This window comes from Streptomyces sp. NPDC047017 (assembly GCF_040644175.1).
Lineage (GTDB): Bacteria > Actinomycetota > Actinomycetes > Streptomycetales > Streptomycetaceae > Streptomyces.
This window is the reverse complement of record NZ_JBEYVW010000004.1, coordinates 428254-453119: the sequence shown is the minus strand read 5'-3', so window position 1 is coordinate 453119 and position 24866 is coordinate 428254. Positions and strand designations below refer to the sequence as shown.

Annotated in this window: 27 protein-coding genes; 15 read left to right on the top strand and 12 right to left on the bottom strand. The window is 73.9% G+C overall.

The window, feature by feature from the left end; translation table 11 throughout:
- Positions 1–152: 152 nt before the first annotated feature.
- The 3 genes from ABZ858_RS09720 to ABZ858_RS09710 all read right to left on the bottom strand — a co-directional run bounded on the left by ABZ858_RS09720 (position 153) and on the right by ABZ858_RS09710 (position 2164).
- Entirely contained in the window at positions 153–713 is a 561-nt protein-coding gene (locus ABZ858_RS09720) for a hypothetical protein (protein WP_361374455.1), read from the bottom strand.
- A 271-nt stretch (positions 714–984) separates the two neighbouring features.
- A complete protein-coding gene (locus ABZ858_RS09715; RefSeq protein ID WP_361374453.1) occupies positions 985–1191 on the bottom strand; it encodes a DUF5999 family protein in 207 nt (68 codons plus the stop codon).
- 388 nt (positions 1192–1579) lie between these two features.
- Entirely contained in the window at positions 1580–2164 is a 585-nt protein-coding gene (locus ABZ858_RS09710; protein ID WP_361374451.1) for a hypothetical protein, read from the bottom strand.
- Positions 2165–2720: 556 nt separating this feature from the next.
- On the opposite strand from ABZ858_RS09710, the gene ABZ858_RS09705 reads away from it, so the two are divergent.
- Positions 2721–4241: a glutamate--cysteine ligase gene (locus ABZ858_RS09705; RefSeq protein ID WP_361374449.1), complete on the top strand. Its 1521-nt coding sequence runs from the start codon at positions 2721–2723 to the stop codon at positions 4239–4241.
- 161 nt (positions 4242–4402) lie between these two features.
- Positions 4403–5203 (top strand): type II CAAX endopeptidase family protein, encoded by an 801-nt coding sequence (locus tag ABZ858_RS09700; RefSeq protein WP_361374547.1) that lies wholly within the window; start codon positions 4403–4405, stop codon positions 5201–5203.
- A gap of 138 nt (positions 5204–5341) precedes the next feature.
- Here the strand turns inward: ABZ858_RS09700 and ABZ858_RS09695 are convergent, their stop codons facing one another.
- The 3 genes from ABZ858_RS09695 to ABZ858_RS09685 all read right to left on the bottom strand — a co-directional run bounded on the left by ABZ858_RS09695 (position 5342) and on the right by ABZ858_RS09685 (position 7843).
- Positions 5342–6151: a PhzF family phenazine biosynthesis protein gene (locus ABZ858_RS09695; protein WP_361374447.1), complete on the bottom strand. Its 810-nt coding sequence runs from the start codon at positions 6149–6151 to the stop codon at positions 5342–5344.
- 130 nt (positions 6152–6281) lie between these two features.
- Complete coding sequence (locus ABZ858_RS09690; protein WP_361374545.1) at positions 6282–7427, bottom strand: DUF6596 domain-containing protein; 1146 nt, start codon at positions 7425–7427, stop codon at positions 6282–6284.
- An 8-nt stretch (positions 7428–7435) separates the two neighbouring features.
- On the bottom strand, positions 7436–7843 hold the full coding sequence (locus ABZ858_RS09685; RefSeq protein ID WP_361374445.1) for a YciI family protein: 408 nt from the start codon (positions 7841–7843) through the stop codon (positions 7436–7438).
- Positions 7844–8029: 186 nt separating this feature from the next.
- Here ABZ858_RS09685 and ABZ858_RS09680 point away from each other — a divergent pair, with 186 nt between their 5' ends.
- The 4 genes from ABZ858_RS09680 (at position 8030) to ABZ858_RS09665 (ending at position 11769) form a co-directional block, all read left to right on the top strand.
- Complete coding sequence (locus ABZ858_RS09680; protein WP_361374443.1) at positions 8030–8671, top strand: PadR family transcriptional regulator; 642 nt, start codon at positions 8030–8032, stop codon at positions 8669–8671.
- Between the two features lie 212 nt (positions 8672–8883).
- Positions 8884–9522 carry a Clp protease N-terminal domain-containing protein gene (locus ABZ858_RS09675; protein WP_361374441.1) on the top strand — a complete coding sequence of 213 codons (639 nt, stop codon included), beginning with the start codon at positions 8884–8886 and terminating at the stop codon, positions 9520–9522.
- 81 nt (positions 9523–9603) lie between these two features.
- The gene (locus ABZ858_RS09670; protein ID WP_361374439.1) at positions 9604–10608 is read left to right on the top strand and encodes an EamA family transporter; all 1005 of its coding nucleotides are present in this window, start codon (positions 9604–9606) and stop codon (positions 10606–10608) included.
- A 180-nt stretch (positions 10609–10788) separates the two neighbouring features.
- Positions 10789–11769, top strand: coding sequence for an EamA family transporter (locus ABZ858_RS09665; RefSeq protein WP_361374437.1), 981 nt, complete (start codon positions 10789–10791; stop codon positions 11767–11769).
- Positions 11770–11872: 103 nt separating this feature from the next.
- On the opposite strand, the gene ABZ858_RS09660 is transcribed toward ABZ858_RS09665, so the two are convergent.
- On the bottom strand, positions 11873–12520 hold the full coding sequence (locus ABZ858_RS09660) for an FMN-binding negative transcriptional regulator (RefSeq protein ID WP_361374435.1): 648 nt from the start codon (positions 12518–12520) through the stop codon (positions 11873–11875).
- Entirely contained in the window at positions 12520–13203 is a 684-nt protein-coding gene (locus tag ABZ858_RS09655) for a pyridoxamine 5'-phosphate oxidase family protein (RefSeq protein WP_361374433.1), read from the bottom strand. The genes ABZ858_RS09660 and ABZ858_RS09655 overlap by 1 nt, the downstream gene beginning before the upstream one ends.
- A 35-nt stretch (positions 13204–13238) precedes the next feature.
- Here ABZ858_RS09655 and ABZ858_RS09650 point away from each other — a divergent pair, with 35 nt between their 5' ends.
- Positions 13239–14570, top strand: a complete 1332-nt coding sequence (locus ABZ858_RS09650) for an aminotransferase class I/II-fold pyridoxal phosphate-dependent enzyme (RefSeq protein WP_361374431.1) — start codon at positions 13239–13241, stop codon at positions 14568–14570.
- Here ABZ858_RS09650 and ABZ858_RS09645 read toward each other — a convergent pair.
- On the bottom strand, positions 14561–15658 hold the full coding sequence (locus ABZ858_RS09645; protein ID WP_361374429.1) for a DMT family transporter: 1098 nt from the start codon (positions 15656–15658) through the stop codon (positions 14561–14563). The two genes, ABZ858_RS09650 and ABZ858_RS09645, sit on opposite strands and share 10 nt — an antisense overlap.
- Before the next feature lie 74 nt (positions 15659–15732).
- Between ABZ858_RS09645 and ABZ858_RS09640 the strand changes: the two genes are divergently transcribed.
- Complete coding sequence (locus tag ABZ858_RS09640; RefSeq protein WP_361374427.1) at positions 15733–16635, top strand: LysR family transcriptional regulator; 903 nt, start codon at positions 15733–15735, stop codon at positions 16633–16635.
- A 158-nt stretch (positions 16636–16793) separates the two neighbouring features.
- Here the strand turns inward: ABZ858_RS09640 and ABZ858_RS09635 are convergent, their stop codons facing one another.
- On the bottom strand, positions 16794–17306 hold the full coding sequence (locus tag ABZ858_RS09635) for a Rieske (2Fe-2S) protein (protein WP_361374425.1): 513 nt from the start codon (positions 17304–17306) through the stop codon (positions 16794–16796).
- A gap of 126 nt (positions 17307–17432) precedes the next feature.
- Between ABZ858_RS09635 and ABZ858_RS09630 the strand changes: the two genes are divergently transcribed.
- The 7 genes from ABZ858_RS09630 (at position 17433) to ABZ858_RS09600 (ending at position 23717) form a co-directional block, all read left to right on the top strand.
- The gene (locus tag ABZ858_RS09630; protein WP_361374423.1) at positions 17433–18197 is read left to right on the top strand and encodes a HipA family kinase; all 765 of its coding nucleotides are present in this window, start codon (positions 17433–17435) and stop codon (positions 18195–18197) included.
- Positions 18198–18241: 44 nt separating this feature from the next.
- Entirely contained in the window at positions 18242–18640 is a 399-nt protein-coding gene (locus ABZ858_RS09625; protein ID WP_361374543.1) for a DUF3037 domain-containing protein, read from the top strand.
- A gap of 173 nt (positions 18641–18813) precedes the next feature.
- Positions 18814–19575: a 3-oxoacyl-ACP reductase FabG gene (fabG, locus tag ABZ858_RS09620; RefSeq protein WP_361374421.1), complete on the top strand. Its 762-nt coding sequence runs from the start codon at positions 18814–18816 to the stop codon at positions 19573–19575.
- Positions 19576–19587: 12 nt separating this feature from the next.
- The gene (locus ABZ858_RS09615; RefSeq protein ID WP_361374419.1) at positions 19588–20346 is read left to right on the top strand and encodes an SDR family oxidoreductase; all 759 of its coding nucleotides are present in this window, start codon (positions 19588–19590) and stop codon (positions 20344–20346) included.
- Between the two features lie 215 nt (positions 20347–20561).
- The gene (locus ABZ858_RS09610; RefSeq protein WP_361374417.1) at positions 20562–22139 is read left to right on the top strand and encodes an ABC transporter substrate-binding protein; all 1578 of its coding nucleotides are present in this window, start codon (positions 20562–20564) and stop codon (positions 22137–22139) included.
- Positions 22140–22231: 92 nt separating this feature from the next.
- The gene (gene ung / locus ABZ858_RS09605; RefSeq protein ID WP_361374415.1) at positions 22232–22915 is read left to right on the top strand and encodes a uracil-DNA glycosylase; all 684 of its coding nucleotides are present in this window, start codon (positions 22232–22234) and stop codon (positions 22913–22915) included.
- Between the two features lie 232 nt (positions 22916–23147).
- Positions 23148–23717, top strand: coding sequence for a hypothetical protein (locus tag ABZ858_RS09600; RefSeq protein WP_361374413.1), 570 nt, complete (start codon positions 23148–23150; stop codon positions 23715–23717).
- A gap of 15 nt (positions 23718–23732) precedes the next feature.
- Here ABZ858_RS09600 and ABZ858_RS09595 read toward each other — a convergent pair whose 3' ends face one another.
- Positions 23733–24203: a hypothetical protein gene (locus ABZ858_RS09595; protein WP_361374411.1), complete on the bottom strand. Its 471-nt coding sequence runs from the start codon at positions 24201–24203 to the stop codon at positions 23733–23735.
- 124 nt (positions 24204–24327) lie between these two features.
- Positions 24328–24852 carry a DinB family protein gene (locus ABZ858_RS09590; RefSeq protein WP_361374409.1) on the bottom strand — a complete coding sequence of 175 codons (525 nt, stop codon included), beginning with the start codon at positions 24850–24852 and terminating at the stop codon, positions 24328–24330.
- Between the last annotated feature and the right edge of the window lie 14 nt (positions 24853–24866).

The window sequence follows — 24866 nt, the reverse complement described above, 5'->3', positions numbered from 1 at the left end:
ATCAATCTTCCGTTAAGAATGGCCGCGTCGGCACAGGTGGCGCATCGGGAGCGGGATTTTCGGGCCGTTCGCCCGGATTCGCCCGTACGGGCGGGGTCGGCCGGAGTGGACGGCTGCGGCGCGGCGCGGGAGCCGGCCGCGGACACCCAGCGTCATGGTTCCAGTCCGGAGATCCGGAACAGGGCCAGCGCGGTCTCGCGGTCGACCAGTTCGGCCAGGTCCCGCAGCGCGCCCGTCCCGCAGTGCGGCCTGCCGCTCGTCGCCGACCGCCGGGCGTCCTCCTCGAAGCGGTACCACAGGGCGGGGTTGTCCAGCAGGACCTGCGGGTCGATCTCGACGCGGGCACCGAGGGCGTCCCGCAGCACGAGCCGCCGGCAGACGCCGTCCGTGACCCGCACCGACTCCAGCAGATCGGTACGGACCCGGCGGCGCCGCAGCGGCGAGCGGATGGCGAGCCAGCCCTCGCCGGCGCTCACCCGCGGCGGCCAGAGCACCAGGAGGAGCAGCCCCGCGAGCCCGGACCACAGCAGGCCGCGCCACCACGTCAGGCCGCCCGTGCCCCAGTCGATCAGCAGCAGCAGGCCGAGCAGCGCGACCGCGCAGCGCGCCGAGGTGCGCACCTCGCGCGCCCAGCGGCGGTCGCTCACCACCGGGGCGGGTCGCTGTCCGGGTGTGCCCGCCGTGTCCGGCCGCACGTCGTCGCGGTACCTCATGACATCGACGCTAGACGGCTCGCGGGGGTGCGCGGCCCGCCTTGACGGGGCTCTGACGCGGCGGCGGGCGTTCTTGACGCGGTGGCAGCGGGGCAGCGGGGGAGAGGGGCTGCCTGGGGCGTCTGTCTGGGGGCGTCTGTCTGGGGCCGGACGTGCGGGGATGTGGGGTGATGTGGGGTGGGGGCGGGCGTGCGTCGGGGCCGGTGCGCATCTGGTGTGCGGGCCGGCCCCTGGTGGTGCTCGGGCGGTCCGGAGGGGCCGCCCGTGGTGCTCAGGCCGCGGTCATCACCCGGTCGGCGCCCAGCGGGCGGTGCGGGGCGATGATCTTCCCGTCGGGCAGCAGCTCACCGGTGTCCTCGAAGAGCAGGACGCCGTTGCACAGCAGGCTCCAGCCCTGCTCGGGGTGGTGCGCCACGAGACGGGCGGACTCCCGGTCGGCGGAGTCGGCTGACGGGCACGGTGGCTGGTGCTGGCACATGGGTGGGATCTCTCGCTGAGTCGTATGGTCCGGGATGGCTGTCGTGCGTGTCCCGCGGCTGGTGGCATTCTCCATGGCCGCCTCCCCCGTAGTGATGAGTCGGACTGAAACCAGTGTTGCCCCACGGACGTGATTCCGCAGGTATTTCGCGGTACCGCCTCTCACAGATTGGAGACGCGTCACCCGCTTGAGCGGTTCACCCCAACCGCACGGTCCCTTCGGGTGGTTCAGGGTGGCCGGATGGGGCTAGTCCAGCCGGGGCGGTGGGGCGGTGGGCCGCCTGTCGCTCCCGCGGCGCCGCCCACGACGAAGTACCCCGCCACCGGGAGATCCGGCAGCGGGGTGCGTACGGGGCCGGCCGCGGGGTGCGGGGCGGCGCGGGCGGGTCTCAGGCGGGCGACCCCATGAGCCGTACCGGGGTCACCCGGTGGGTGAGGACGGGGAGCAGGTCGGACACCCGGTGGGGCACGTGGGCCGGGATCCCGGGCGGTGCGGGGGCCAGCGGCACGAGCAGGTCGGTGGCGGCGGGATGGCCGCCGGCGCCGTCGTCGGTGAGGTCGCCGTGCAGCCACAGCGTGAGCATGTACAGGCCGGGCAGGGACAGCAGGCGCGGCTGGTAGGGCTGGGGCAGGCTCTCCGCCTGGCGCAGCGCCCGCTCGGTGGAGGCGACGTAGGGGCCCTCGAAGAAGTGCGAGAAGACCCAGCCGTCGGGGGTCAGCCGGGTCTCGGCCGCCGCCACCGCGCTCTCGCCGCGGCGGATCTGGAAGCGCCAGCCGGCCAGTCTGGTCGCGGAGACCCCCTCGGGGGTGATCCGGTCCAGTACGTGCACGGGCAGCGGGAGTTCGGGGGTCGCGGGACCCTGCGCGGAATGGAGGGCGGGAATCCGGGCCTCGCGCACGGCGGTGGCGGAACCGAGTGCGGTCAGGACGGAACGGAGCGCGGGCGCGGGAGCCGGGGGGACATGCAGCGGCATGGTGGGTCGCCTCTCTCATTCGACAGGCATGGTGCGCGAGGGTGGGGCGGGGGCGGACGGCGCTGTCAGCTCTCGGGGCAGGACGGGACGGAACCGGGTCCGGTGAGTGAGTGGGCGCGGACGCGGTCTGCCCCACATGACCCTGACGGCAGGACCAGGATCGAGGGCACCGACCTTCTGCCGTGTGCAGAGTTTATACGACAAATGTTCAGACGGTGTTTCGCCTACTGGCTTCCGGTGCGCGAAACAAGGAGATAATCGGCCGGAGATATGCGGGAAACATCCCGGTTCCGCTCGGGCCGTACCGCGGTGGCCTCGGGTTCTGCCCGCGCGGCGGACGGCTCGTTGTCGTCGGCGTTTTTCACGAGATCATCGGGGTACTCGAAACTGCTGGTGTGCCATGCCCCGTGAATGTGCCATCGGTCACCTGGGACCAGAGTAGTCGGTGCGGGGCGCCGGTGGGACGTTATCGATCGCGTTCGCGGGGCATCATCCCACCTGACTTGGACCCCGGCGGCCGGAATCCCGGCCCGCCCGAGCGAGGAGGGACCCTGCGATGGGGGAGAAGGTCGTGGCAGGCCGGTTCGACCTGTCCGATCGCAACCGCTACCGCGACAAGCTCAGGCGGTGCCTCACGGGGCTGGAGCGGCTGCTGGACGAGAAGCGGTTCGACCGCCCCAAGAACCTCATGGGGCTGGAGATCGAATTGAATCTCGTCGGCTCGGACGGGATGCCGAAAATGCTGAACGGGCAAGTACTGGAGCGCATCGCCAGTCGTGACTTCCAGACAGAACTCGCCATGTTCAACCTGGAAGTGAACATCGCCCCACATCGATTGGACGGCCGGGTTTTCGACCGGCTGGCCGAGGAACTGAGGACGTCACTGGCATATGCCGACCGGAAATCCGGCGAGGTCGACGCCTCCATTGCGATGATCGGTATTCTGCCGACCCTCGACCGGGACGACCTGGTCTCCTCCAATCTTTCCGACGTGGACCGCTACACGCTGCTCAACGACCAGATCGTGGCCGCCCGCGGGGAGGACTTCACTCTGGACATCGACGGGGTGGAACACCTCGTCTGCACCTCGAAGTCCATCGTGCCGGAGGCTGCCTGCACCTCGGTGCAGCTGCACCTCCAGGTCACCCCGGGCCGCTTCGCGGACGTGTGGAACGCGGCGCAGGCGGCCAGCGCCGCGCAGATCGCCGTCGGCGCCAACTCGCCCTTCCTCTTCGGGCGCGAGCTGTGGCGCGAGTCGCGGCCCCCGCTGTTCCAGCAGTCCACCGACACCCGCCCGCCCGAGCTGCAGGCACAGGGCGTCCGGCCCCGCACCTGGTTCGGCGAGCGGTGGGTCACCTCGGCGTACGACCTGTTCGAGGAGAACCTGCGCTACTTCCCGGCCCTGTTGCCGATCTGCGACGACGAGGACCCGCTGGAGGTGCTGGACGCCGGCGGCGTCCCCAAGCTCGCCGAGCTGGTGCTGCACAACGGCACCGTCTACCGCTGGAACCGCCCGGTCTACGACATCGCGGACGGCGTCCCCCACCTGCGGGTGGAGAACCGGGTGCTGCCCGCCGGGCCGACCGTCACCGACGTGGTCGCCAACGCGGTCTTCTACTACGGCCTGGTCCGCGCCCTCGCGGAGGACCCGCGGCCCGTGTGGACCCGGCTGCCCTTCGAGGCCGCGGCCGCCAACTTCGAGGCGGCCTGCCGGCACGGCATCGACGCGCGGTTCACCTGGCCGCGGCGGGGCCGCCACTCCGGCACGGCCGAGATCGACGCCGTGAGCCTGGTGCGCGACGAACTGCTGCCGCTCGCCGAGGCCGGGCTGAACGGGTGGGGCATCGAACCGGCGGACCGGGACCGCTACCTCGGCGTCATCGAGGAGCGGTGCCGGCGGCGGACCAACGGCGCCCAGTGGCAGGCCGCCACCTTCCACCGGGCGCGCGAGGAGCAGGGCATGGGACGGGAAGCGGCCCTGGCCGCCACGACCCGCCGCTACTGCGAGCTGATGCGGCTGGGCGAGCCCGTCCACACCTGGCCGGTCGGCCTGCCGGAGCCGGTTCCGCTGGGCTGAGGGCTGAGGGCTGCGGCTGAGGGCGGAGAGCGGAGGGCCGTGGGCCGCCGCTGACGCGCCGCCGTCGCCGGTCACGGCCGTCCCTGCCGGGGGTCGGCCGTGACCGGGCGGGCCGGATCGGGCAAGCTGTGACCTCCTACGACGGTGTACGGGAGGCGCGTGTGCAGGCGGAGGCGGGACCGGAAGCCGATTCCTCGCCCGGGGAACGGCCGGCGCGGCGGATCGTGCGGGACGAGACGCTGCTCGTCCTGGCCCTCTCGCTCGGGGCGAGCGGAGTGTCCGCCCTGATCAGCTTCATCGGCTCGCTCACCAAGCCGGGCGGCCTCAAGCACCAGGCCGCCACCCTCAACGCCTCCGCCGCGCCGGGCCGCCCCTGGCTCGACCTCGCCTGGCAGCTCTTCGGCATCGCCGGCGCGCTGGTGCCGGTCGCCCTGGTCGCGCACCTCCTGCTGCGCGAGGGCCGGGGTCTGCGCACCCTCGGCTTCGACCGCACCCGCCCCTGGCCCGATCTCGGCCGGGGCGCCGCGGTCGCGGCGGTCATCGGCAGCACCGGGATCGCCTTCTACCTGGCCGCCCGCGGTCTCGGCTTCAACCTCACCGTGGTGCCGGAGGCACTGCCCTCGGTGTGGTGGAAGTTCCCGGTGCTGGTGCTGTCGGCGGTGCAGAACGCGGTCCTCGAAGAGGTCATCGTCGTCGGCTACCTGCTGCGCCGCCTCGGGCAGCTCGGCTGGGCCCCCGGCGCGGCGCTGGCCGCCAGTGCGGTGCTGCGCGGCTCGTACCACCTCTACCAGGGCGTGGGCGGGTTCGTTGGCAACATGGTCATGGGCGTGGTGTTCGTCTGGCTGTACCGGCGGTGGGGCCGGGTCGGGCCGCTGGTGGTGGCGCACTCCCTGCTCGACATCGGCGCCTTCGTGGGCTACGCCCTGCTGGCGGGGAAGGTGGGCTGGCTGCCCACGGCGTGACCCCGACCCGGGAGATCGCGGGGAGTACGGGGCCGGCGTGCGTACGGGATCGTCGTGTCCTACGGGATCGTCGTGCCCTACGGGACCGTCGTGCCGTACGGGATCGCCCTGCCGTACGCCTCTTTCCGCTTCCGCGGGTCAGGCCAGCAGTTCGCCCTCGATGACCGTGACGGCGTGGCCGGTGAGCAGGGTGCGCGCGCCGCGCAGGCCGGTGCGGACCAGACCGGAGCGCGGCGACGCCTGCAAGCCGGTGAGGTCGGGGCGGCCCAGGCGCTCGGACCAGTAGGGGGCCAGGGCGGTGTGGGCGCTGCCGGTGACCGGGTCCTCGTCGATGCCGACGTTCGGGAAGAAGCAGCGGGAGACGTAGTCGTAGCCGCGGGCGGGGTCCTCGGCGCGGGCGGTGGCGATGATGCCGCGCGCCGAGTAGGCGGCCAGGGCCTTGTGGTCGGGGGCCAGGCCGCGGACGGTCCTCTCGTCGGCGAGTTCCAGCACCAGATCGCCGACGTGCGGGCCCGTGTCGAACGCGGTGCGCGGCTCGGCGCCGAGCGCCTCCGCGACCCCGTCGGGCAGGTCCACCGCGGTGAGCGGGGCGGTGGGGAAGTCCAGGGTGATCGCGCCGCCGTCGGCGGGTGTGGCGATGAGGACGCCGCTGCGGGTGGCGAAGCGCACCGGGCCCGTGTGCGCGCCGGTGGTGTGCAGGACATGGGCGGTGGCGAGCGTGGCGTGGCCGCACATCGCCACCTCGGTGGCGGGGGTGAACCAGCGCAGCGCCCAGTCGGCCTCCCCGCCCTCGGGCAGCGGGTGCGCGAAGGCCGTCTCGGCGTGGTTGACCTCCAGGGCCACCTGCTGGAGCCGGTCGTCCTCGGGGAAGGCGTCCAGGAGCAGGACCCCGGCCGGGTTGCCGGCGAAGGGACGGTCGGTGAAGGCGTCGACGATACGAATCCGCATGGCTCGACCGTAGGGGGCGGGGGGAGCGGACGGCCAAGGCCAATTCGGGGTCGGCGGCATGGAAACCCGGAGGCGGTGCTGCGCGCTGCGGCCTGCCGCTCTTCAGCGGCGCGGGCGGGGGGCGAGCCGGTCAGTGGTGCGGGCGGGTGTTGAGGCGGGCGGCCTGGCGTGTCAGGTGGTCGCGTTCGGCGAGATTGGACGCCTTCCCGGCCGCCTCCGCGTACAGCCGCGCGGCCGTCGCCAGGTCGCCGTCGCGTTCGTGCAGGTGGGCCGCCACCGCCGTGTGCCGGGGGAGGGAGGCGTCCAGCGAGGCCAGCGCCGCCAGTCCGGCGCGCGGGCCGTCGGCCTCGCCGACCGCCACCGCGCGGTTGAGGCGGGCGAGGGGGCTGCCGGTCAGGCGTACCAGTTCGTCGTACCACTCGACGATCTGGACCCAGTCGGTCTCCCCGGCCGTGGGCGCGTCGGCGTGGAGTGCCGCGATGGCGGCCTGGGCCTGGAACTCGCCCAGCCGGTCGCGGGCGAGGGCCGCCTGGAGGATCCCGACGCCCTCGGCGATCGCCCTGGTGTCCCACCGGCCGCGGTCCTGTTCCGCGAGCGGCACCAGGCTGCCGTCCGGCGCGGTCCGCGAGGCGCGCCGGGCGTGGTGGAGCAGCATCAGGGCGAGCAGCCCCGCCACCTCGGGGTGGTCGATCGCGGCCGCGAGCCGCCGGGTGAGCCGGACGGCCTCTGCGGCGAGGTCGACATCGCCCGAGTAGCCCTCGTTGAAGACCAGGTACAGGACGCGCAGCACGGTGGCGACATCGCCGGGCCGGTCGAACCGCGCGCCGGACACGGTCCGCTTGGCCCGGCTGATCCGCTGGGCCATGGTCGCCTCGGGCACCAGATACGCCTGGGCGATCTGCCGGGTGGTCAGCCCGCCCACGGCACGCAGGGTCAGCGCGACCGCCGAGGACGGCGTCAGCGCGGGGTGCGCGCACAGGAAGTAGAGGTGGAGGGTGTCGTCCGCCGAGGGCACGGGCCCGGGCGCCGGCTCGTCCTCGACGAGGTTCTCGCGCCGGCGGCGGGCGGTGTCCGACCGGGCCGCGTCGAGGAAACGCCGCCAGGCCACGGTGACCAGCCAGCCCTTCGGGTCCCGCGGCGGGGTGTCCGGCCAGACGCGGAACGCCTCCACCAGCGCGTCCTGTACGGCGTCCTCCGCCGCCGCGAAGTCGGCTCCGCGGCGGACGAGGACGGTGAGCACCCCGGGCGTGAGACTCCTCAGCAGGGCCTCGTCCATCGGGGAGGTCACTCCGTGACGGTGGGCGGCTCGGTCAGGAAGGGGCGCAGCTCCAGCCACTCGTGCAGCGGCTCGCCGCCGGAACCGGGCGCGGCCGACAGCTCGCCGGCCAGTTCGAGGGCGCGCTCGTAGCTGTCGACGTCGATCACCATCCAGCCCGCGATGAGGTCCTTGGTCTCGGGGAACGGTCCGTCGGTGACCGGCGGGCGCCCCTCGCCGTCGTAGCGGACGAACGTCCCCTCGGGGGCGAGCGCCTGGGCGTCGACGAACTCCCCGGTCCCCTCCAGCCGGGCCGCGAAGTCCTGCATGTACCGCACGTGCGCGGAGATCTCCTCGGGCGTCCACCGGTCCATGGGCACGTCGTTCGCGCAGGCCGGGGCGCCGCGGTAGTGCTTGAGCAGCAGGTACTTGGCCATGGTGACTCTCCTCGGTGCGGGTGCGGCCCATTGTGGCCGCCTTCGCCCCGGGGACGGAGCCGGCCGCGGGTTCTCGACATCGTCGGCCGAGAAATCTGAAAACTCGGGCAGGGCGTTGTCAGGCGAGCTATTCCGATATATCGTTGAGACATCGCGACAGATCAACGATGGAATGGAGTGGTAGCGATGCGTTCCCACGGATACGAGCGTGGACACCGGCACGAGGGCTCCCGGCACGGCCGGGACGGATTCGGCGGCTTCGGTGGTTTCGAGGGGCGGCGGGCGGCCTTCGGCCCGTTCGGGCCGGGTGGCCCGGGCGGACCCGGCTTCGGGCCGGGCTTCGGGCCCGGCCCCTGGGGCGGGCGCGGGCGCGGCGGACCGCGCGGCCGGGCGCGGCGCGGCGACGTACGGGCCTCGATCCTGGCCCTGCTGAAGGACCGTGCCATGCACGGCTACGAGATGATCCAGGAGATCGCCGAGCGCAGCGGCGGCGCGTGGAAGCCGAGCCCCGGTTCGGTCTACCCCACCCTCCAGCTGCTGGAGGACGAGGGCCTGATCGCCAGCGAGTCCGAGGGCGGCAAGAAGCTGTTCTCGCTCACCGAGGAAGGCCGCGCCGCCGCCGGAGAGGGGCCGGACGCGCCCTGGGAGGAGGCGACGCGCGGGGTCGACTGGGAGGCGCTCGGCGAGATCCGGCAGGCCGGCTTCGGTCTGATGGAGGCGTTCGGGCAGGTCTGGAAGACCGGCAGCAAGGAGCAGCGGGAGAAGGCGCTCGCCGTCATCAACGAGGCCCGCAAGAAGCTGTACCTGATCCTGGCCGACGAGGGCTGACCGCCGGCCGGGTCAGGAGGGAAGGCGCCCCGCGAGTGTTCGCGGGGCGCCTTCGCGTGCGGCTGTGTGCCGCCCCGGCAGTGTCTGTGCGGATTGGCCTGATCTCATCCGTAAGGAGGAGATTCGGATCGCTCGGGTCCACTTTTCGCGGGACGTGGAAATGCTTCCCGCCGGGGATGACGGGGGCTTGCGGGGCTGATGGGCTGGGAGCTGTGCACCCCCGTATCCCCAGGCAGCCGGTGCCCGAGCAGGGCGGCCCGCTTCCGGACATCGATGTCAGGCTCGGCGCGGAGCTGGCGGCGGTGGTCGCCGGTGCCCGCAGGAGAGCGGTCAGGGACGGGGACCGGCAGGTCGACACCGCCCATCTGCTGCACTCACTCCTGGAATCCGACCCGCGGGTACGGGCTCTCTTCGGCAGCGGCCCGCGGATCGTCCGGCTGCTCGGCTACCTCGTGCAGCGCAGCATCGGCTACGGCCTGCGCTGGCAGAGCGGTGTCGAGGATTCCGGGGCCCTGCCCGTGGTGACCGCCGCGGACGGGGACGGGGACGGGGACGGGGACGGGGACGGAGGCGGAGGCGCGGGGGCCGGGAGCGCCGGGGCCGGGGGCGACGGCTGCTCGCCCGTGGCGTCGGCCGCCCTGGAGTACGCCTGGGAGCGCGCCGCCCGCCGCGGCGACGGCCCGGTGTCCGGCCCCGACCTGCTCGCCGGGGTCGTCGCGGACCCGGAGGCACGGGCCGTCGAGGTGCTCGTCCACGCCGGGATCGACGTGAGGGAGCTGGCCGCCCGCCTCGACGACGATGCCGCGGCGCGCGGTGGCCCGTACGCCCGGGAGGACGGGGCCGCCTGCTGAACCGCCGCCGCGCGTGCCCCACGTCCAGCCCGTGAGACAGGTGCCATCGAGAGTGACGCTCATGTCGTCCCCTGTCATCATGTGCCGGTGGTGACCTCTCTTTTCAGCCAGGGGAAGACCGGCAAGGGAGCCGGTCTCTGCCTCGCACTCGTCTCCGCGGTCGCCTTCGGCGGCTCCGGTGTCGCGGCCAAGCCGCTGATCGAAGCGGGCCTCGGCCCGCTGCACGTGGTCTGGCTGCGGGTCACCGGCGCCGCGCTCGTCATGCTGCCGCTCGCGGTGCGCCACCGCGCGCTGCCCCGCCGCCGCCCCGCCCTGCTCGCCGGGTTCGGACTGCTCGCCGTGGCGGGCGTCCAGGCCTGCTACTTCGCCGCCCTCTCCCGCATCCCGGTCGGCGTCGCGCTGCTCGTCGAGTACCTGGCCCCGGCCCTGGTGCTCGGCTGGGTGCGGTGCGTGCAGCGCCGGCCGGTGACCCGGGCCGCCGCGCTCGGCGTGGTCCTCGCGGCCGGCGGACTGGCGTGCGTGGTCGAGGTGTGGTCGGGCCTGAGCTTCGACGCCCTCGGCCTGCTGCTCGCCCTCGGCGCCGCCTGCTGCCAGGTCGGCTACTTCGTCCTGTCCGATCCGGGCGCCGACGCCGGTGAGCAGGCCCCGGACCCGCTCGGCGTGATCGCGTACGGGCTGCTCGTGGGCGCCGTCGTACTCACCGCCGTGGCCCGCCCCTGGGCGATGGACTGGTCGGTGCTCGCGCACACCGCGCACATGAACGGCACCCCCGTACCGGCCGCCTTCCTGCTGGCCTGGATCGTGCTGGTCGCCACGGTGCTGGCGTACGTCACCGGGGTGCTCTCGGTGCGCCGGCTCTCCCCGCAGGTCGCGGGCGTGGTGGCCTGCCTGGAGGCGGTCATCGCCACCGTGCTGGCCTGGGTGCTGCTGGGCGAGCACCTGTCGGCGCCGCAGGTCGCGGGCGGTGCCGTGGTCCTGCTGGGCGCGTTCATCGCGCAGTCCTCGGCGCCCGCGGAAGCGGCGGCGGAGCCGGTGGCGGCCGGCGGCGCGGAAAGGGAGTTGTCGGCCCGCGGAACGGGTGCCTAGGGTGGCCGTCATGCACGCACGCGCACTCGTCCTCCCGCCTCCGGCCGCCTGAGCGCGGGCCCCCGGTGACCGAGCCCGGCGTCTCGCCGGGCCGGACGGTGCTGCCCGCAGAAGAAGTCCGACGACCCCGCCTGCCGGGGTCCTCCCTGCCGAACTTCTGCACCGCTGCGGAGAGAACTCGTGTCGCACACTTCCTCCGGCCTGCCCGTCGGGCGTGGCCTTCTGTATCTGACCTTCGCCGGCGCCGCCTGGGGCACCGCGGGCGCGGCGGCCTCACTGGTCTACCGGGCCAGTGACATGGGGCCCGGCGCCCTGTCCTTCTGGCGCTGCGCGGCCGGTGCCGTGCTGCTGTCCGCGGCGCGCCTGCTGCGTCCCCGCGCGCGCGGCCGTACCGGCTCGCGCACCCGCACCCGTCCGGCGGCGGCCGTCGCGCCGGTCCGCAGGCTGCTGCGGGCCGGGGCCACGGGCGCCGGGCTCGCCGTGTTCCAGACCGCGTACTTCGCCGCCGTGGCGGCCACCGGGCTGGCCGTGGCGACCGTCGTCACCCTCGGCGCCGGACCGGTGCTCATCGCGCTCGGGGCCCGTATCGCGCTGGGCGAACGCCTGGGCCGGGCCGGACTGCCGGCGGTGGCCGGGGCGCTCGCCGGACTGGGCGTGCTGGTGCTCGGCGGCGGCGATGCCACCGTACGGCCGTGGGGGGTGCTGCTCGCGCTCCTGTCGGCGGCCGGCTACAGCGCGATGACCCTGCTCACCCGCCGCTGGGGCCGCGACGGCGGCGCCGACCACTCCGCCACGACCCTGGGCGCGTTCACGGTCGCCGCGCTGTGCCTGCTGCCGTTCGCGCTGTCCGAAGGGCTGGTGCCGCACACCGCCGAACCCGTCCGGCTGCTGTGCCTGCTGGCCTACATCGGCACGGTCCCCACGGCCCTGGCCTACACCCTGTACTTCGCGGGCGCGGCCGTGGTCCGTTCGGCGACCGTGTCGGTGATCATGCTGCTTGAGCCGGTGTGCGCGGCGGTGCTGGCGGTGCTCCTGCTCGGCGAGCACCTGACGGCGCCGACGCTCGCCGGCACCGCCGTGCTGCTGGGATCGGTGGGCGGCCTCGCCGTCGCGGAGGCCCGCTCCGCCCGGACCGCGAGGCGGGAACCGGTCCTCGCCTGACCCCCGCCTGATCTCCGTCTGATCTCTGCCCGGCCTCCGCCTGGTCTCCGAAGGCCGGGTGGCCCTCCGCCGTCGGGGGCCGCCCGGCCCGCACATCGCGGAGTCACGGCGTCACGGCGTCAGTCCCGCTCCTGCGCAGCAGCTGCTCGCGGGCCGCCGCGTCCCGCGGACCGGCCCGCTCGGCCAGGCGGTCCGCGATCCGGTCCCGTACGTCACCGGACCGCTTCCCGGCGTACTTGAACTTGGCCCGTACGCCGGTCACCTCCAGCCGCAGCCCGCGGATGCCGGACAGCAGCCGCCCGTACGGCGCCTCGCCCGCCGCCGCGCGGGCCGAGCCGCCCTCCGGCTGGAAGTGGCCGACCTGCCGGTTCAGCAGGTCCGCCTTCTCCTGCGGATCGTCCACGACATGGGCGGTGCAGCGGAGTTGCACGGTGGCGTAAAAGCTGGTCGGCACGCCGTGCTCGGAGGGGACCGCGGGCTCCGCCTGCCAGGGGCCGGGCACGTAGACGTAGTCGTCGACCACGCTCAGCAGCACCTGCGGGGCCGCCTCCAGCGCGGGCCACAGCGGATTGGGGCGGGCGAGGTGGGTGACCGCCTCGCCGCGCGCGCTGTCGTAGGCGAAGTGCAGCGGTTGCACCAACGGCGGTTCGCCGGACGGGCCGTTCACGGCCAGCTGGCCGAAGTCGTGGCCGGCCAGCCAGTGCTGCCACTCGGCGTCCTCGCGGGGCGCGTCCCAGGGGTGGACCAGCATCACAGGTCCGCTAGGTAGTCCGGAAGCCCGGTGCCGGGCGCCAGGTCCGGTTCGGCGAGCGGGGTGCCGTACGTCCTGCGGACCGGGACCACGCCGGCCCAGTGGGGCAGGGCCAGGTCCTCAGGCTCGTCGTTCACCCCGCCGGTGCGCAGCTTGGCGGAGACCTCGGTCAGGTCCAGGCGGAGCACGGCGGTGGCGGCCAGCTCCTTGGCGCTGGCGGGGCGGGAATCGGCCGAGCGGCCCGGCACCACGTGGTCGACCAGCGCGTCCAGGGCCGTGCGCCGCTCCTCGGGGTCGGTGACCTGGTGGGCGGTGCCGTGCACCACGACGGAGCGGTAGTTGATCGAGTGGTGGAAGGCGGAGCGGGCCAGCACCAGGCCGTCGACATGCGTGACCGTCAGGCACACCGGCAGCCCCGGGTCGGCCCGGCCGGCCATGCGCAGCGGGCGCGAGCCCGTCGAGCCGTGCACGTAGAGCCGCTCGCCGACCCGGCCGTACAGGGTCGGCAGCACCACGGGCGCGCCGTCGCGGACGAAGCCGAGGTGGCAGACGTAGCCCTCGTCGAGTATCTGGTGCACCAGCTCCCTGTCGTACGAGGCCCGGTTCGCGGACCGGGTGGGAACGGTCCGGTCGGTCGGGGCGTAGGCGTCGGCCGCGGGCGTGGGCTCCTGGGTCCCCTGCATTGCGCTCTCCGTTGCACTAGTGCATAATTATCTTTGTGCTAGGAGAATATCGGATCGAGGGGCGCCGCGCAGCAGAGATCGCGGCCAGCGTCGAACGGGCGGTCGGGTCCGGCGGGCTGGAGCCGGGGCAACTCCTGCCGCCCATGCGGGAGTTGGCTGACCGGCTGGGGGTGAATCCCAACACCGTGGCGGCCGCGTACCGGACGCTGCGCGAGCGCGGGGTCATCGAGACCGCCGGGCGCCGCGGCAGCCGGGTGCGGCCCGCGCCCGCCACCACCGGGCGCGACCACATCCGCGTGGACGTCCCCGAGGGCGTGCGCGACCTCGCCGCGGGCAACCCCGATCCGGCGCTGCTGCCGCCGCTGGCTCCCGTGTTCGCCGCGGCCGCCGCCGAGGGCGACCGCGAGCCCGTGCTGTACGGGAACGTGGCCGTGGACCCCGGCCTGGCCCGCCTCTCCCGGGCCGAGCTGGACGCCGCCTCGGTGCCGGAAGGGCCGCTCGCCGTGCTCTCCGGCTCGCTGGACGGCGTCGAACGTGTCCTGACCGCCCACCTCAAGCCGGGGGACACGGTCGCCGTGGAGGACCCGGGCTGGGGCAGGACGCTCGATCTGGTGCCCTCGCTCGGGCTGCGCACCGTCCCCGTCGGGGTCGACGACGAGGGGCCGCGCCCCGAGGACGTACGCCGTGCCCTGGCCGGCGGCGCGCGTGCCCTGATCGTCACCGACCGGGCGCAGAACCCGACCGGGGCCGCGGTGAGCGCCCCCCGCGCGCACGCCCTGCGCGCCGTCCTCGCGGAGCACCCGGAGACCCTGCTGATCGAGGACGACCACGGGCACGGGATCGTCGACCTCCCGCTGCATCCGCTCGCCGGGACCACCCGGCACTGGGCCTTCGTCCGCTCGGTCGCCAAGGCGTACGGCCCCGACCTGCGGCTCGCCGTGCTCACCGGGGACGAGGTGACCATCGACCGGGTGCGCGGCCGGCAGCGGCTCGGGCCCGGCTGGGTGAGCCTGCTGCTGCAACGGGCCGTGGTGCGGCTGCGGACGGACGGCGGCCTCGACACGCGCGCGGTGGCGGCGGAGTACGGGAGGCGGCGTGAGCTGCTGATCGGCGCACTGGCCGAGCGGGGGATCGCCGCCCACGGGCGCAGCGGGATGAATGTGTGGGTGCCCGTGCCGGACGAGACCGGGGCCGTCGCCCGGCTGCTGCACGCCGGCTGGGCCGTCGCCCCCGGCGCCCGCTTCCGGCTGAGCGCGCCCCCGGGCATCCGCGTCACCGTCTCGCCGCTCCGGGAGGGCGAGACGGAGCGGCTGGCGGACGCGGTGGCGGCGGCGCTGGGGCCGGCCCCAGCGCGGAGTTACGTCTGACGCGTGGAGTTACGTCCGGGCCGGGTGACGGGCCCGGCCTGCCGGGCGGCGTTCCTGGCACCGGTCCCCGCACTGCTCCTGGCACCGGTCCCCGCACTGCTCCTGGCGCCGGTCCCCGCACTGCTCCTGGCGCCGCTCCTCACGCCGTTCCTGGACCTGGACCCGGGCCGGGCCTGGGTCAAGGCCGCGCCCGCCAGGACGATCGCCGCGCCGACCGGGGTCGACCAGCTCAGGTGCTCGCCGAGCACGAGGACACCGGCGGTGGCGGCGATGATCGGCACGAAGTAGGTGACCATCTGCGCGGTCGTCGGACCGACCTCGGCGACCATGCCGTACTGGACGAGCATCGCCAGGCCGGTGCCGAGGGCGCCCAGCGCGGCGATCGCGAGCAGCGCCACGACGTCCAGGTGGCTCGGCACCTCGGTGAACAGCGGGGTGACGACGGCCAGTTGCACGGTCGCCAGCAGCAACTGGCCGCCGGTCAGCGACAGGTGCGACGCCGTGGAACCGGCCAGCGTGCGCCGGACGTAGATCCAGCCGACCGGGTAGCTCAGCGAGGCCAGCAGCGCCATCGCCGTGCCGCCGGCGTCCAGTCCGTGGAAGCCCTGCCAGGCGCCGAGCACCGTGAGCACGCCCAGGAAACCGAGCCCGAGGCCCGCGACCCGCACCCGCGTCGGCCGGTCCTCGGAGAGGGCGACCAGCGACAGGGCCATGCCCCACAGTGGCGAGGTCGCGTTGCAGATGCCCGCGAGCGTGGAGGGGATCGTCAGCTCGGAGTACGCGAAGAGCGAGAACGGCAGGGCGTTGAGGAGGAAACCGGCGACCGCCAGGTGGCCCCAGGTGCGGGCGCCGCGCGGCAGCCGCTCCCGCTTCACCGCCATCACCGCGGCGAGCACCGCCGTGCCGAACAGCAGCCGTCCCAGCGTCACCTGGAAGGGCGCGAAGCCCCGCGTGCCCACCTTCATGAACAGGAAGCTGAAGCCCCAGATCAGGGCCAGGAAGGCGAACCGGACCCGCCAGTGCGCCGGGCGGCGGGCCCCCGTGGCCGGAGCGGGGCGGGGCGGTGAGGAGACGGTCGGGGTGCTCATGGCCGTACGATGCACGCCCATGACCTTGTAGCACAATCGAGAATTCGCGTCCGGTACCTCGTAGTATCGCTTACGTGTTGAATCTGGAGCGCCTGCGCACCCTGGACGCCCTCGCCCGGCACGGCTCGGTGAGCGGGGCGGCCGACGGACTGCACGTGACGACCTCGGCGGTCTCGCAGCAGCTGGCCAAGCTGGAGCGCGAGGTGGGCCAGCAGTTGCTGGCCAAAAACGGCCGGGGCGTACGGCTCACGGACGCCGGCCGGCTGCTCGCCGAGCACGCGGCGCGCATCCTCTCCCAGGTCGAGCTGGCCCAGGCCGACCTGGAGGCGCAGCGCGGACAGGTGGTCGGCGAACTGCGGCTGGGCGCGTTCCCCACCGCGGCGCGCGGACTGTTCCCGGTGGCGCTGGGGCGCCTCCGCTCCCGCCATCCGGGGCTGCGGGTGAGCACCGCCGAGGTGGAGCCCGCGCCCGCCGTGCGGGCGGTGCTGCGCGGCGACGTGGACCTGGCCGTCGTCCTCGACTGGTACAACAAGCCGCTGCCGGTGCCCGAGGGGCTCACCCGGGCGCCGATCCTCGACGACCCCGCCGACGTGGCCCTGCCCGCCGCCCACCCGTACGCGGACCGGGCCGAGGCCGCCCTGGAGGAGTTCGCCGACGACGACTGGATCACCTGGGCGGACGCCGAGTTCTGCCACGAGTGGCTGCTGGACACCCTGCGCTCCCAGGGCGTCGAACCGCGCGTGACGCACCGCGCCCAGGAGCACGCCACCCAGCTCGCCCTGGTCGCCGCCGGACTCGGCGTCTGCGTGGCGCCGCGGCTGGGGCGCGGGCCGCTGCCGGCCGGGGTGCGGACCGTGCCGGTGCGGCAGGCGGTGCGGCGGCACGTCTACGCGGTCTGGCGCGCCGACGCCGACCGCCGCCCCTCGATCCGCGCGGCGGTGGACGCGCTGCGGGAGGCGGGGGAGCGGGTGGTGTGAGCGGGCCGGGCGGCGGGACCGTCCGCGGGGGTGCCCGGCGGGGCTGTCCGGCCGGACCGTTCGCGGGGCCGTCCGGCGGCGCTGCCCGGCGGTGCTGCCTGGCGGGGTGGTCCGGAGGGGTGGTCCGGCGGTGCTGCCAGGCGGGGCTGTCCGGCCGTTCAGGCCAGTCGGATCCGGTCGCCCGAGACGGAGATGTCCCGGGCGGGCAGCGGGCGGGTCGCCGGGCCCTTCCTGACGCTGCCGTCGGCCGCGGAGAACTCGCTGCGGTGGCACGGGCAGCTGATCACGCCGTCGGCGACCGCGCCGACCGTGCAGCCCTGATGGGTGCACCGCGCGGAGAAGGCCATGAACCGCCCCTGCTCAGGCTGGGTGACGACCACCCCCTGCCCGGCGAAGACCTTCCCGCCGCCCTCCGGGATGTCGGCCGTCCTCGCGAGCACGGCCCCGGCCGGCCCCGCCGCGCCGGAGGACCCGGCGGAACTCCCCGTACCGGTGCCCCCGGTGGACTCCTTCGGGCCGGACGCCGACCCGGCCCCGGGCACCGACCCGGACGTCGGCCCCTCCCCGGACCCGCACCCGGCCAGCACGGCGGCGAGTCCCGCCGCGTCGGCCGCCGTCACGACGGCGCGGCGGGCCGGCGCCTCCTGGGGCCGAAGCGATTCGCTGTTCATACGGACGTTCCCCTCACGCCGGACTCGCTGACCGGACCGGACGGTCCGCACAGGGGTACGGCCGGGCGGCGCCCGCCGTTCAGGTGGTGGCGGGACGCGCGGGAAGCCCCCCAGTAACCTGGGGCGATGCTCAAGGAAGTCAACGCCACCCGCTTCATCACACCGCTGCGTGAGGGCGGTTCGCTGCCGGGACTCGTCGAGGCCGACGACTTCCGGACGTACGTCCTGAAGTTCACCGGCGCCGGCCAGGGCCGCAAGACGCTCGTCGCCGAGGTGGTGTGCGGGGAACTCGCCCGCCGGCTGGGACTGCGCGTGCCGCGCCTGGTGGCGATCGGGCTCGACCCGGTGCTCGGCCTCGGCGAGCCCGAGGAGCAGGTCCAGGCACTGCTGAGATCCAGCGGCGGCACCAACCTCGGCATGGACTTCCTCTCCGGCGCGCTCGGCTTCGACCCGCTGGCCTTCCCGGTGGACGCCGATGAGGCCGGGCGGATCCTCTGGTTCGACGCCCTGGTGAACAACGTCGACCGGTCCTGGCGCAACCCCAACCTCCTGCGCCGGCGCGAGGAGCTGTGGCTCATCGACCACGGCGCCACCATGATCTGGCACCACAACTGGCCCGCGGCCGAGACCTCCGCCGCCCGCCCGTACGACGCCCGCGACCACGCCCTCGCCCGCTTCGGCCCCGATGTCACGGCCGCCGCCGCACAGCTCGCCCCGCTGGTCACCGAGGACCTGCTCGCCGAGGTGACCGCCGAGATCCCGGACACCTGGCTGACCGGCGAGCCGGGCTTCGACACGCCGGACGACCTGCGCCGGGCCTACGCACGGCCGCTGCTCGCGCGGGCCGCCGTCATCCATGAGCGCATCCAGGGCATCGAGGGGACCAAGTGAGCGACCACCACATCATCGGCGGCCGGCAGGCGGGCGAGCGCCACATGATCGGCAGCCGCACCAGCGATCGGGACGTCTTCGAGTACGCCGTGCTGCGCGTCGTCCCGCGCATCGAGCGCGGCGAGTGCGTCAACGCCGGAGTGCTCGTCTACTGCCGGGCCAAGAACTACGTCGGCGCCCGCACCGACCTCGACCAGGCCCGGCTGCTGGCCCTGGACCCGCGCGCCGACGTGGCGGGCGTGCGGGCCGCGCTCGCCGCCGTGGAGGGCGTGTGCGCGGGCGGCGGCGCCGCCGGGCAGGCCGCGGGCGACGACGCCGGGCGGCGGTTCCGCTGGCTGGTCGCGCCCCGGTCGACCATCGTCCAGCCCGGTCCGGTGCACACCGGGCTCACCGCCGACCCGGCCGCGGAGACGGAACGGTTGCTGGACCTCCTGGTGAGGTAATGGATCACATACACCCGGTGTGCCGTTGACACCGCGTGCCAGGGCTTCTAGCGTCACATCCACCCGAGGTACTAAGCGGTCGCTCACCGCCGTGTCGCGCACCGCGGCCGGAGGTCCGGAACACCTCCGGAACCCTCCGGAACAGGTTCTCTCAAGGCCGAGGAGAAGCAGCAATGTCCACCACTGACCAGCGGGTCGCCATCGTCACCGGAGCCGCGCGCGGCATCGGCGCCGCCACCGCCGTACGCCTGGCCGCCGAGGGACGCGCGGTCGCCGTGATCGACCTCGACGAGTCCGCGTGCAAGGACACCGTCGAGAAGATCACCGCGGCCGGCGGCAGGGCCGTCGCGGTCGGCGCCGACGTCTCCGACGAGGCACAGGTCGAGGCGGCGGTCGCGCGCATCGCCGAGGAACTCGGCGCGCCGACGATCCTCGTCAACAACGCGGGCGTGCTCCGCGACAACCTGCTGTTCAAGATGAGCGTCTCCGACTGGGACACCGTCATGAACGTGCACCTGCGCGGTTCCTTCCTGATGACCCGCGCGGTCCAGAAGCACATGGTGGACGCGGGCTTCGGCCGGGTCGTCAACCTCTCCTCGTCCTCGGCGCTGGGCAACCGCGGCCAGGCCAACTACTCGGCCGCCAAGGCGGGCCTGCAGGGCTTCACCAAGACCCTCGCCAAGGAACTGGGCAAGTTCGGCATCACCGCCAACTCGGTCGCCCCCGGCTTCATCGCCACCGAGATGACCAAGGCCACCGCCGACCGCGTCGGCATGGGCTTCGAGGACTTCAAGGCCGCCGCCGCCACCCAGATCCCGGTGCAGCGCGTCGGCGAGCCGGAGGACATCGCCAACGCGGTCGCCTTCTTCACGGGCGACGCGGCCGGCTTCGTCTCCGGCCAGGTGCTCTACGTCGCCGGCGGACCGCTCAACTAAGGGATCACGAACATGACTTCCGTGGAACCGACCGGCAAGGTCGCCCTCGTCACCGGCGCCAGCCGCGGCATCGGCTACGGCGTCGCCGAGGCCCTGGTGGCCCGGGGCGACCGGGTGTGCATCACCGGCCGCAACGAGGACACCCTCAAGGAGGCCGTCGACAGGCTCGGCGCCGACCGGGTCATCGGCATCGCGGGCAGGGCCCACGACGAGGCCCACCAGGCCGAGGCCGTCGACCGGGTCATGGCGGCCTTCGGCCGGGTCGACTACCTGGTCAACAACGCCGGTACCAACCCGGTCTTCGGCCCCATCGCCGACCTCGACCTGAACGTGGCGCGCAAGGTCTTCGAGACGAACGTGCTCTCCGCGCTCGGCTTCGCCCAGCGCACCTGGCACGCCTGGCAGAAGGACAACGGCGGCGCGATCGTCAACATCGCCTCCATCGCCGGGCTCGCGCCCTCGCCCTTCATCGGTGCCTACGGTGTCAGCAAGGCCGCGCTGATCAACCTGACCCAGCAACTCGCGCACGAGTACGCGCCGAAGGTGCGGGTCAACGCCATCGCCCCGGCCGTGGTGAAGACGAAGTTCGCGAAGGCCCTGTACGAGGGCCGCGAGGACGAGGCCGCCGCGGCCTACCCGCTCGGCCGGCTCGGCGTGCCCTCCGACATCGGCGGTGCCACCGCGTTCCTCACCTCCGGGCAGTCCGACTGGATCACCGGGCAGACGCTCGTCGTCGACGGCGGCCTGTTCCTCAACGCCGGGGTCGGCTGACCGTCCCGGGCGCCGTGCCCGCCGTACGCCGATGTCTTCGTTCACCGGCGTTTTCTGGACGGAATCGGCGCCCGCGCGCCCCGCGCGACACGCCCAGCCGGGTGACAACGTAGTCACAAAGATGCTGATCAAGGGCCCTTTTCCGAGCGGGCTCACGCCGTGTGACGCTGCGGTATGGTCTGCCGACCTTGGATGGCGGATCGAGGAGCGTGCGCGTGTTCAACCGGAACAGATGCCTGCGGCCGGCGGCGGCGATCGCGTCCCTGTCCCTGGTGACCGGGTGCGGCCTGTTCTCCGGCGACGGCCAGGACACCAAGGCGCCCATCGTCGTCGGGACCACCAGCGCGCCCAGCACCCTGGACCCGGCCGCGTCCTGGGACGGCTCCTGGGAACTGTTCCGCAACGTCTACCAGACCCTGCTGGCCTACCCGAACGGCGCGACCACGCCCCAGCCCGACGCGGCGCGCCACTGCGCCTTCACCGACTCCGGCAACCGCGTCTACCGCTGCGAACTGCGCGCCGGCCTGACCTTCTCCGACGGGCACCCGCTGGACGCCCGCGCCGTCCAGTACTCCATCGACCGCATCAGGAACATCAACGCCCCCTCGGGCCCGGCCGGCCTGCTCGGCAGCCTGGACCGGATCCAGACCACGGGCGACCGCGAGATCGTCTTCCGGCTCAACAAGCCCGACGCGACCTTCCCGTTCGTGCTCGCCACCCCGGCCATGTCGATCGTCGACCCGGACGACTACCCCGCCCACGCGCTGCGCCGGGACGGCAAGGTGACCGGCTCCGGACCGTACGTCCTGAAGTCCTACGACGAGGGCAGGCAGGCGGAACTGACCGGGAACGGCCGCTACCACGGGTACGCCGACCGCCGGAACGACGCGGTGACCATCCGCTACTTCCAGGACTCCGCCACCATGGTCGAGGCGCTGCGCGGCGGCCGGATCGACGTCACCTACCGGGGCCTGGCCGCCGGTGACGTCATCGACCTGCAAGGCAGCGGCGCCAAGGACCTCCAACTCGTCGAGGGGGCGGGCGCCGACATCAGCTATCTGGTCTTCAACCCCAAGGACCCGTGGGCGGCACGGGCCGCCGTCCGCCGGGCCGTCGCCCAGGTCGTGGACCGGCCGGCCATCGCGCACGACGTCTACAAGGACACCGTCGACCCGCTGTACTCCATGGTCCCCAAGGGCCTCACCGGCCACACCACCGCCTACTTCGACCACTTCGGCGACCCGAGCGCGAGCAAGGCCCGCACGATCCTCACCGCCGCGGGCATCACCCGCAAGGTGCCGCTCACCCTCTGGTACACCGGCGACCGCTACGGCTCCGAGACCGCCCTGGAGTTCCAGGAACTCAAGCGCCAGCTGGATAGCTCCGGCCTGTTCACGATCACCTTGAAGAGCCGGCCCTGGAAGACGTACGTCGAGGGCTACCAGAAGGGCGAGTACCCGGTGTTCGGCCGCGGCTGGTCCCCGGACTTCCCCGACCCCGACAACTTCATCGCGCCCTTCGTCGGAGAGCGCAACGCGCTGGGCACGCCCTACCCGGCGCCCGGGATCACCAAGGTGCTGCTGCCCGAGTCGCGCGGGGTGAGCGACCGCGCGGCCGTGGTGCAGCAGTTCGAACAGGCCCAGCGGGTGCTGGCCGACGACGCCCGGCTGCTGCCGCTGTGGCAGGGCCGGCAGTACGTGGCCGCCAGCGACGACATCTCGGGCGGCGAGCGGGCGCTCGACCCGTCGACGATCATGACGATGTGGGAGCTGTACCGCAAGACGAGCTGGTAGCGGGGCAGTTCCACGGGGGCGGGCGGCCGTTGTCAGTGGTCGCCTGTAGGTTCGGTGGTCTGGAAGTGACCGCACATCGTGAGGACGTTGACGTGACCGACATCGCCATGCTGCCCGAGTCCTGGCGCGGGGTTCTGGGCGACGAGCTGCAGCAGCCCTACTTCAAGGAGCTGACCGAGTTCGTCGAGGAAGAGCGGGCGAACGGTCCCGTGTACCCGCCGCGCGAGGAGGTCTTCGCCGCGCTGGACGCCACGCCGTACGACCGGGTGAAGGTGCTCGTCCTCGGGCAGGACCCCTACCACGGCGAGGGCCAGGGCCACGGCCTGTGCTTCTCGGTGCGCCCCGGGGTGAAGGTCCCGCCGTCGCTGCGGAACATCTACAAGGAGATGCACCAGGAGCTGGGCACGCCCGTCCCCGACAACGGCTATCTGATGCCGTGGGCCCGGCAGGGCGTCCTCCTGCTGAACGCGGTGCTCACCGTCCGGGCCGGCGAGGCCAACTCGCACAAGGGGCGCGGCTGGGAGAAGTTCACCGACGCGGTGATCCGCGCGGTGGCCGGCCGGCCCGACCCGGCGGTCTTCGTGCTGTGGGGCAACTACGCGCAGAAGAAGCTCCCGCTGATCGACGAGTCCCGGCACATCGTGGTCAAGGGCGCACACCCCTCGCCGCTGTCGGCCAAGAAGTTCTTCGGCTCCCAGCCGTTCACCCAGATCAACGAGGCCGTGGCCCGGCAGGGACACGAGCCGATCGACTGGCGCATTCCGGACCTGGGCTGAGCGGGGCCCTGGCCGGTGAGCGGGGGTCCTGGCCGGGCGGCCATCTCGGGCGGGCGGCAGGTGGGGCGGGGGCGTACCGGGCAGGGTGTGCCGGGAGGGGTGTCCCGTCCTCGCGTCCGGTCGGCCACCGGGTCGCCCGGTCGCCGTGTCGTGTCCCGGGCCGCCTGACGCCGATCGCCGGTGACGGCGACTAGCGTCGGGGGGTCGGGTCGGCGACAGGGCAGGAGGCGCCGTGACGGAACGGCAGGAGCAGACGGTGCCGGACGCCGTGATGACGCGCATCGGCCAGAGCGCCATGCTGCATCACGCCGGTGACCGCGAGGAGGCCCGCACCCGGTTCCTCGCCCTGTGGCAGGAGATCGGCGCGGACGGCGACCCCCTGCACCGCTGCACCCTGGCCCACTACATGGCCGACACCCAGGACGACCCCACGGACGAACTCGTCTGGGATCTGCGGGCGCTGTCCGCCGCCGAGGAACTCACGGACGCCGGGCCCGCCCGGCACCAGGACGCCCCGGCGGCTCGCGCCCTGTACCCCTCCCTCCATCTCAACCTCGCCGCCGACTACGCCAGGCTGGGCCGCGCCGAGGCCGCCCGCAGCCACCTCCGCCGCGCCCGGGGCGCGGCCGACGCCCTGATCGAGGACCGTTACGGCGACGGGGTCCGGGCGGCGATCCATCGGCTGGAGTTGCGGCTGGGTGAGGGTGGGGGTGGGGCGGGCTGTGAGGGGTCGGGGTCCGGTGGGCTCGGCCCGGGAGGCCCGGGAGGGGAGACGGGAGGGCCGCCCCGGCGGGGGAAGTAGAGGGCGGGGACCGTCTCAGCGGCCGTACGTCTGCCCGCAGATCTTCGCGGCGGGACTGTCCGGGTGCCAGCGGCCGTACTGCTCGCCGAGACCGCAGACGCCCGCATGGCCCGGTACGGGATGCGGGACGGGGGCCCGGCGAGGCGGTGGCGCGAGCCGGTGCGGTGGCGCGGGCGCCCGGTGGGGGAGTGAGCGGTCGGGGGAGCGCGGTGCCGCCTGCTGCTCCGGCGCCGCCGGGACGCGCGGGCGCGTGGCCGGAGACGGGGCGGGGGCCTGGGCGGGGGGCGTACCGACGCGGTCCAGGGCCTCCCGGGCCGGGGCCTGGACGGCCTGCGGCCCGGCGCTGCCGTCCGGGCGCGGGAGGGAGCCACCGGAGGGGGCCGTGGGCGGCACGGCGGCCGGTGGCCGCTGGACGGTGACACAGCCGGTGAGGGCCGCGACGGCCACGGTGATCAGGAGGGTCGCGGTGGTCGTCGTTCGATGCACCCGCGTCACTCTGCTGGGTCCGGGGCACCGGTGCGGGGCGGACGGGCGCAGGATGCCCCGCACGGGTGACGTCCCGGGCTCCGGCGCGACGCGGGCGGCTGACGCCGGCCCCGGTTCCCGGCGGTCAGTCCCCGGTCGCCCCGTCGACGCGCTCGCGCACGAGGTCGGCGTGGCCGTTGTGGCGGGCGTACTCCTCGATCATGTGGGTGTAGATCCAGCGCAGGCTGAACGGCTCCTCGCCGGACTTGTCCAGGCCCTTCGACAGGTCGTCCAGGCCGAGGCCGGCGGTGTTGCGGCGCCCGGTCTCGATCTCGGCCCGCCAGGTGGCGTACGCCTCGGCCCAGGTGTCGGCCTCGGTGAGGTGGAACTCGCCGTCGGGGTCCTCGTCGCTGAAGTAGAGGGGGCCCGCGTCCTCTCCCGCCAGCACCTGGCGGAACCAGATGCGCTCGACCTCCGCCATGTGCCGCACGAGTCCCATCAGGGTCAGCTCGGACGGCTGCACGGAGGCGGTCCGCAGCTGCGCGTCGGTCAGGCCCTCGCACTTCCAGGCCAGGGTCTGGCGGTGGTAGTCCAACCAGCCCTCCAGCATGGCGCGTTCATCGGCGTTCTGGGCGGGCTCGCGGCGCTCGCTGCGCTCCGTCGTCGTCATGGTCCGATCCTCGC

What these genes read in the sequence shown, in the direction of transcription:
- ABZ858_RS09615 (WP_361374419.1), top strand. Translation starts at nt 19,588, where the DNA reads ATGACTTCCGTGGAACCGACCGGCAAGGTCGCCCTCGTCACCGGCGCC.
- ABZ858_RS09720 (WP_361374455.1), bottom strand. Translation starts at nt 713, where the DNA reads ATGAGGTACCGCGACGACGTGCGGCCGGACACGGCGGGCACACCCGGA.
- ABZ858_RS09660 (WP_361374435.1), bottom strand. Translation starts at nt 12,520, where the DNA reads ATGCTGGTCCACCCCTGGGACGCGCCCCGCGAGGACGCCGAGTGGCAG.
- ABZ858_RS09690 (WP_361374545.1), bottom strand. Translation starts at nt 7,427, where the DNA reads ATGGACGAGGCCCTGCTGAGGAGTCTCACGCCCGGGGTGCTCACCGTC.
- ABZ858_RS09715 (WP_361374453.1), bottom strand. Translation starts at nt 1,191, where the DNA reads ATGTGCCAGCACCAGCCACCGTGCCCGTCAGCCGACTCCGCCGACCGG.
- ABZ858_RS09680 (WP_361374443.1), top strand. Translation starts at nt 8,030, where the DNA reads ATGCGTTCCCACGGATACGAGCGTGGACACCGGCACGAGGGCTCCCGG.
- ABZ858_RS09630 (WP_361374423.1), top strand. Translation starts at nt 17,433, where the DNA reads ATGCTCAAGGAAGTCAACGCCACCCGCTTCATCACACCGCTGCGTGAG.
- ABZ858_RS09655 (WP_361374433.1), bottom strand. Translation starts at nt 13,203, where the DNA reads ATGCAGGGGACCCAGGAGCCCACGCCCGCGGCCGACGCCTACGCCCCG.
- ABZ858_RS09590 (WP_361374409.1), bottom strand. Translation starts at nt 24,852, where the DNA reads ATGACGACGACGGAGCGCAGCGAGCGCCGCGAGCCCGCCCAGAACGCC.
- ABZ858_RS09645 (WP_361374429.1), bottom strand. Translation starts at nt 15,658, where the DNA reads ATGAGCACCCCGACCGTCTCCTCACCGCCCCGCCCCGCTCCGGCCACG.
- fabG (WP_361374421.1), top strand. Translation starts at nt 18,814, where the DNA reads ATGTCCACCACTGACCAGCGGGTCGCCATCGTCACCGGAGCCGCGCGC.
- ABZ858_RS09625 (WP_361374543.1), top strand. Translation starts at nt 18,242, where the DNA reads ATGATCGGCAGCCGCACCAGCGATCGGGACGTCTTCGAGTACGCCGTG.
- ABZ858_RS09635 (WP_361374425.1), bottom strand. Translation starts at nt 17,306, where the DNA reads ATGAACAGCGAATCGCTTCGGCCCCAGGAGGCGCCGGCCCGCCGCGCC.
- ABZ858_RS09710 (WP_361374451.1), bottom strand. Translation starts at nt 2,164, where the DNA reads ATGCCGCTGCATGTCCCCCCGGCTCCCGCGCCCGCGCTCCGTTCCGTC.
- ABZ858_RS09685 (WP_361374445.1), bottom strand. Translation starts at nt 7,843, where the DNA reads ATGGCCAAGTACCTGCTGCTCAAGCACTACCGCGGCGCCCCGGCCTGC.
- ABZ858_RS09695 (WP_361374447.1), bottom strand. Translation starts at nt 6,151, where the DNA reads ATGCGGATTCGTATCGTCGACGCCTTCACCGACCGTCCCTTCGCCGGC.
- ABZ858_RS09705 (WP_361374449.1), top strand. Translation starts at nt 2,721, where the DNA reads ATGGGGGAGAAGGTCGTGGCAGGCCGGTTCGACCTGTCCGATCGCAAC.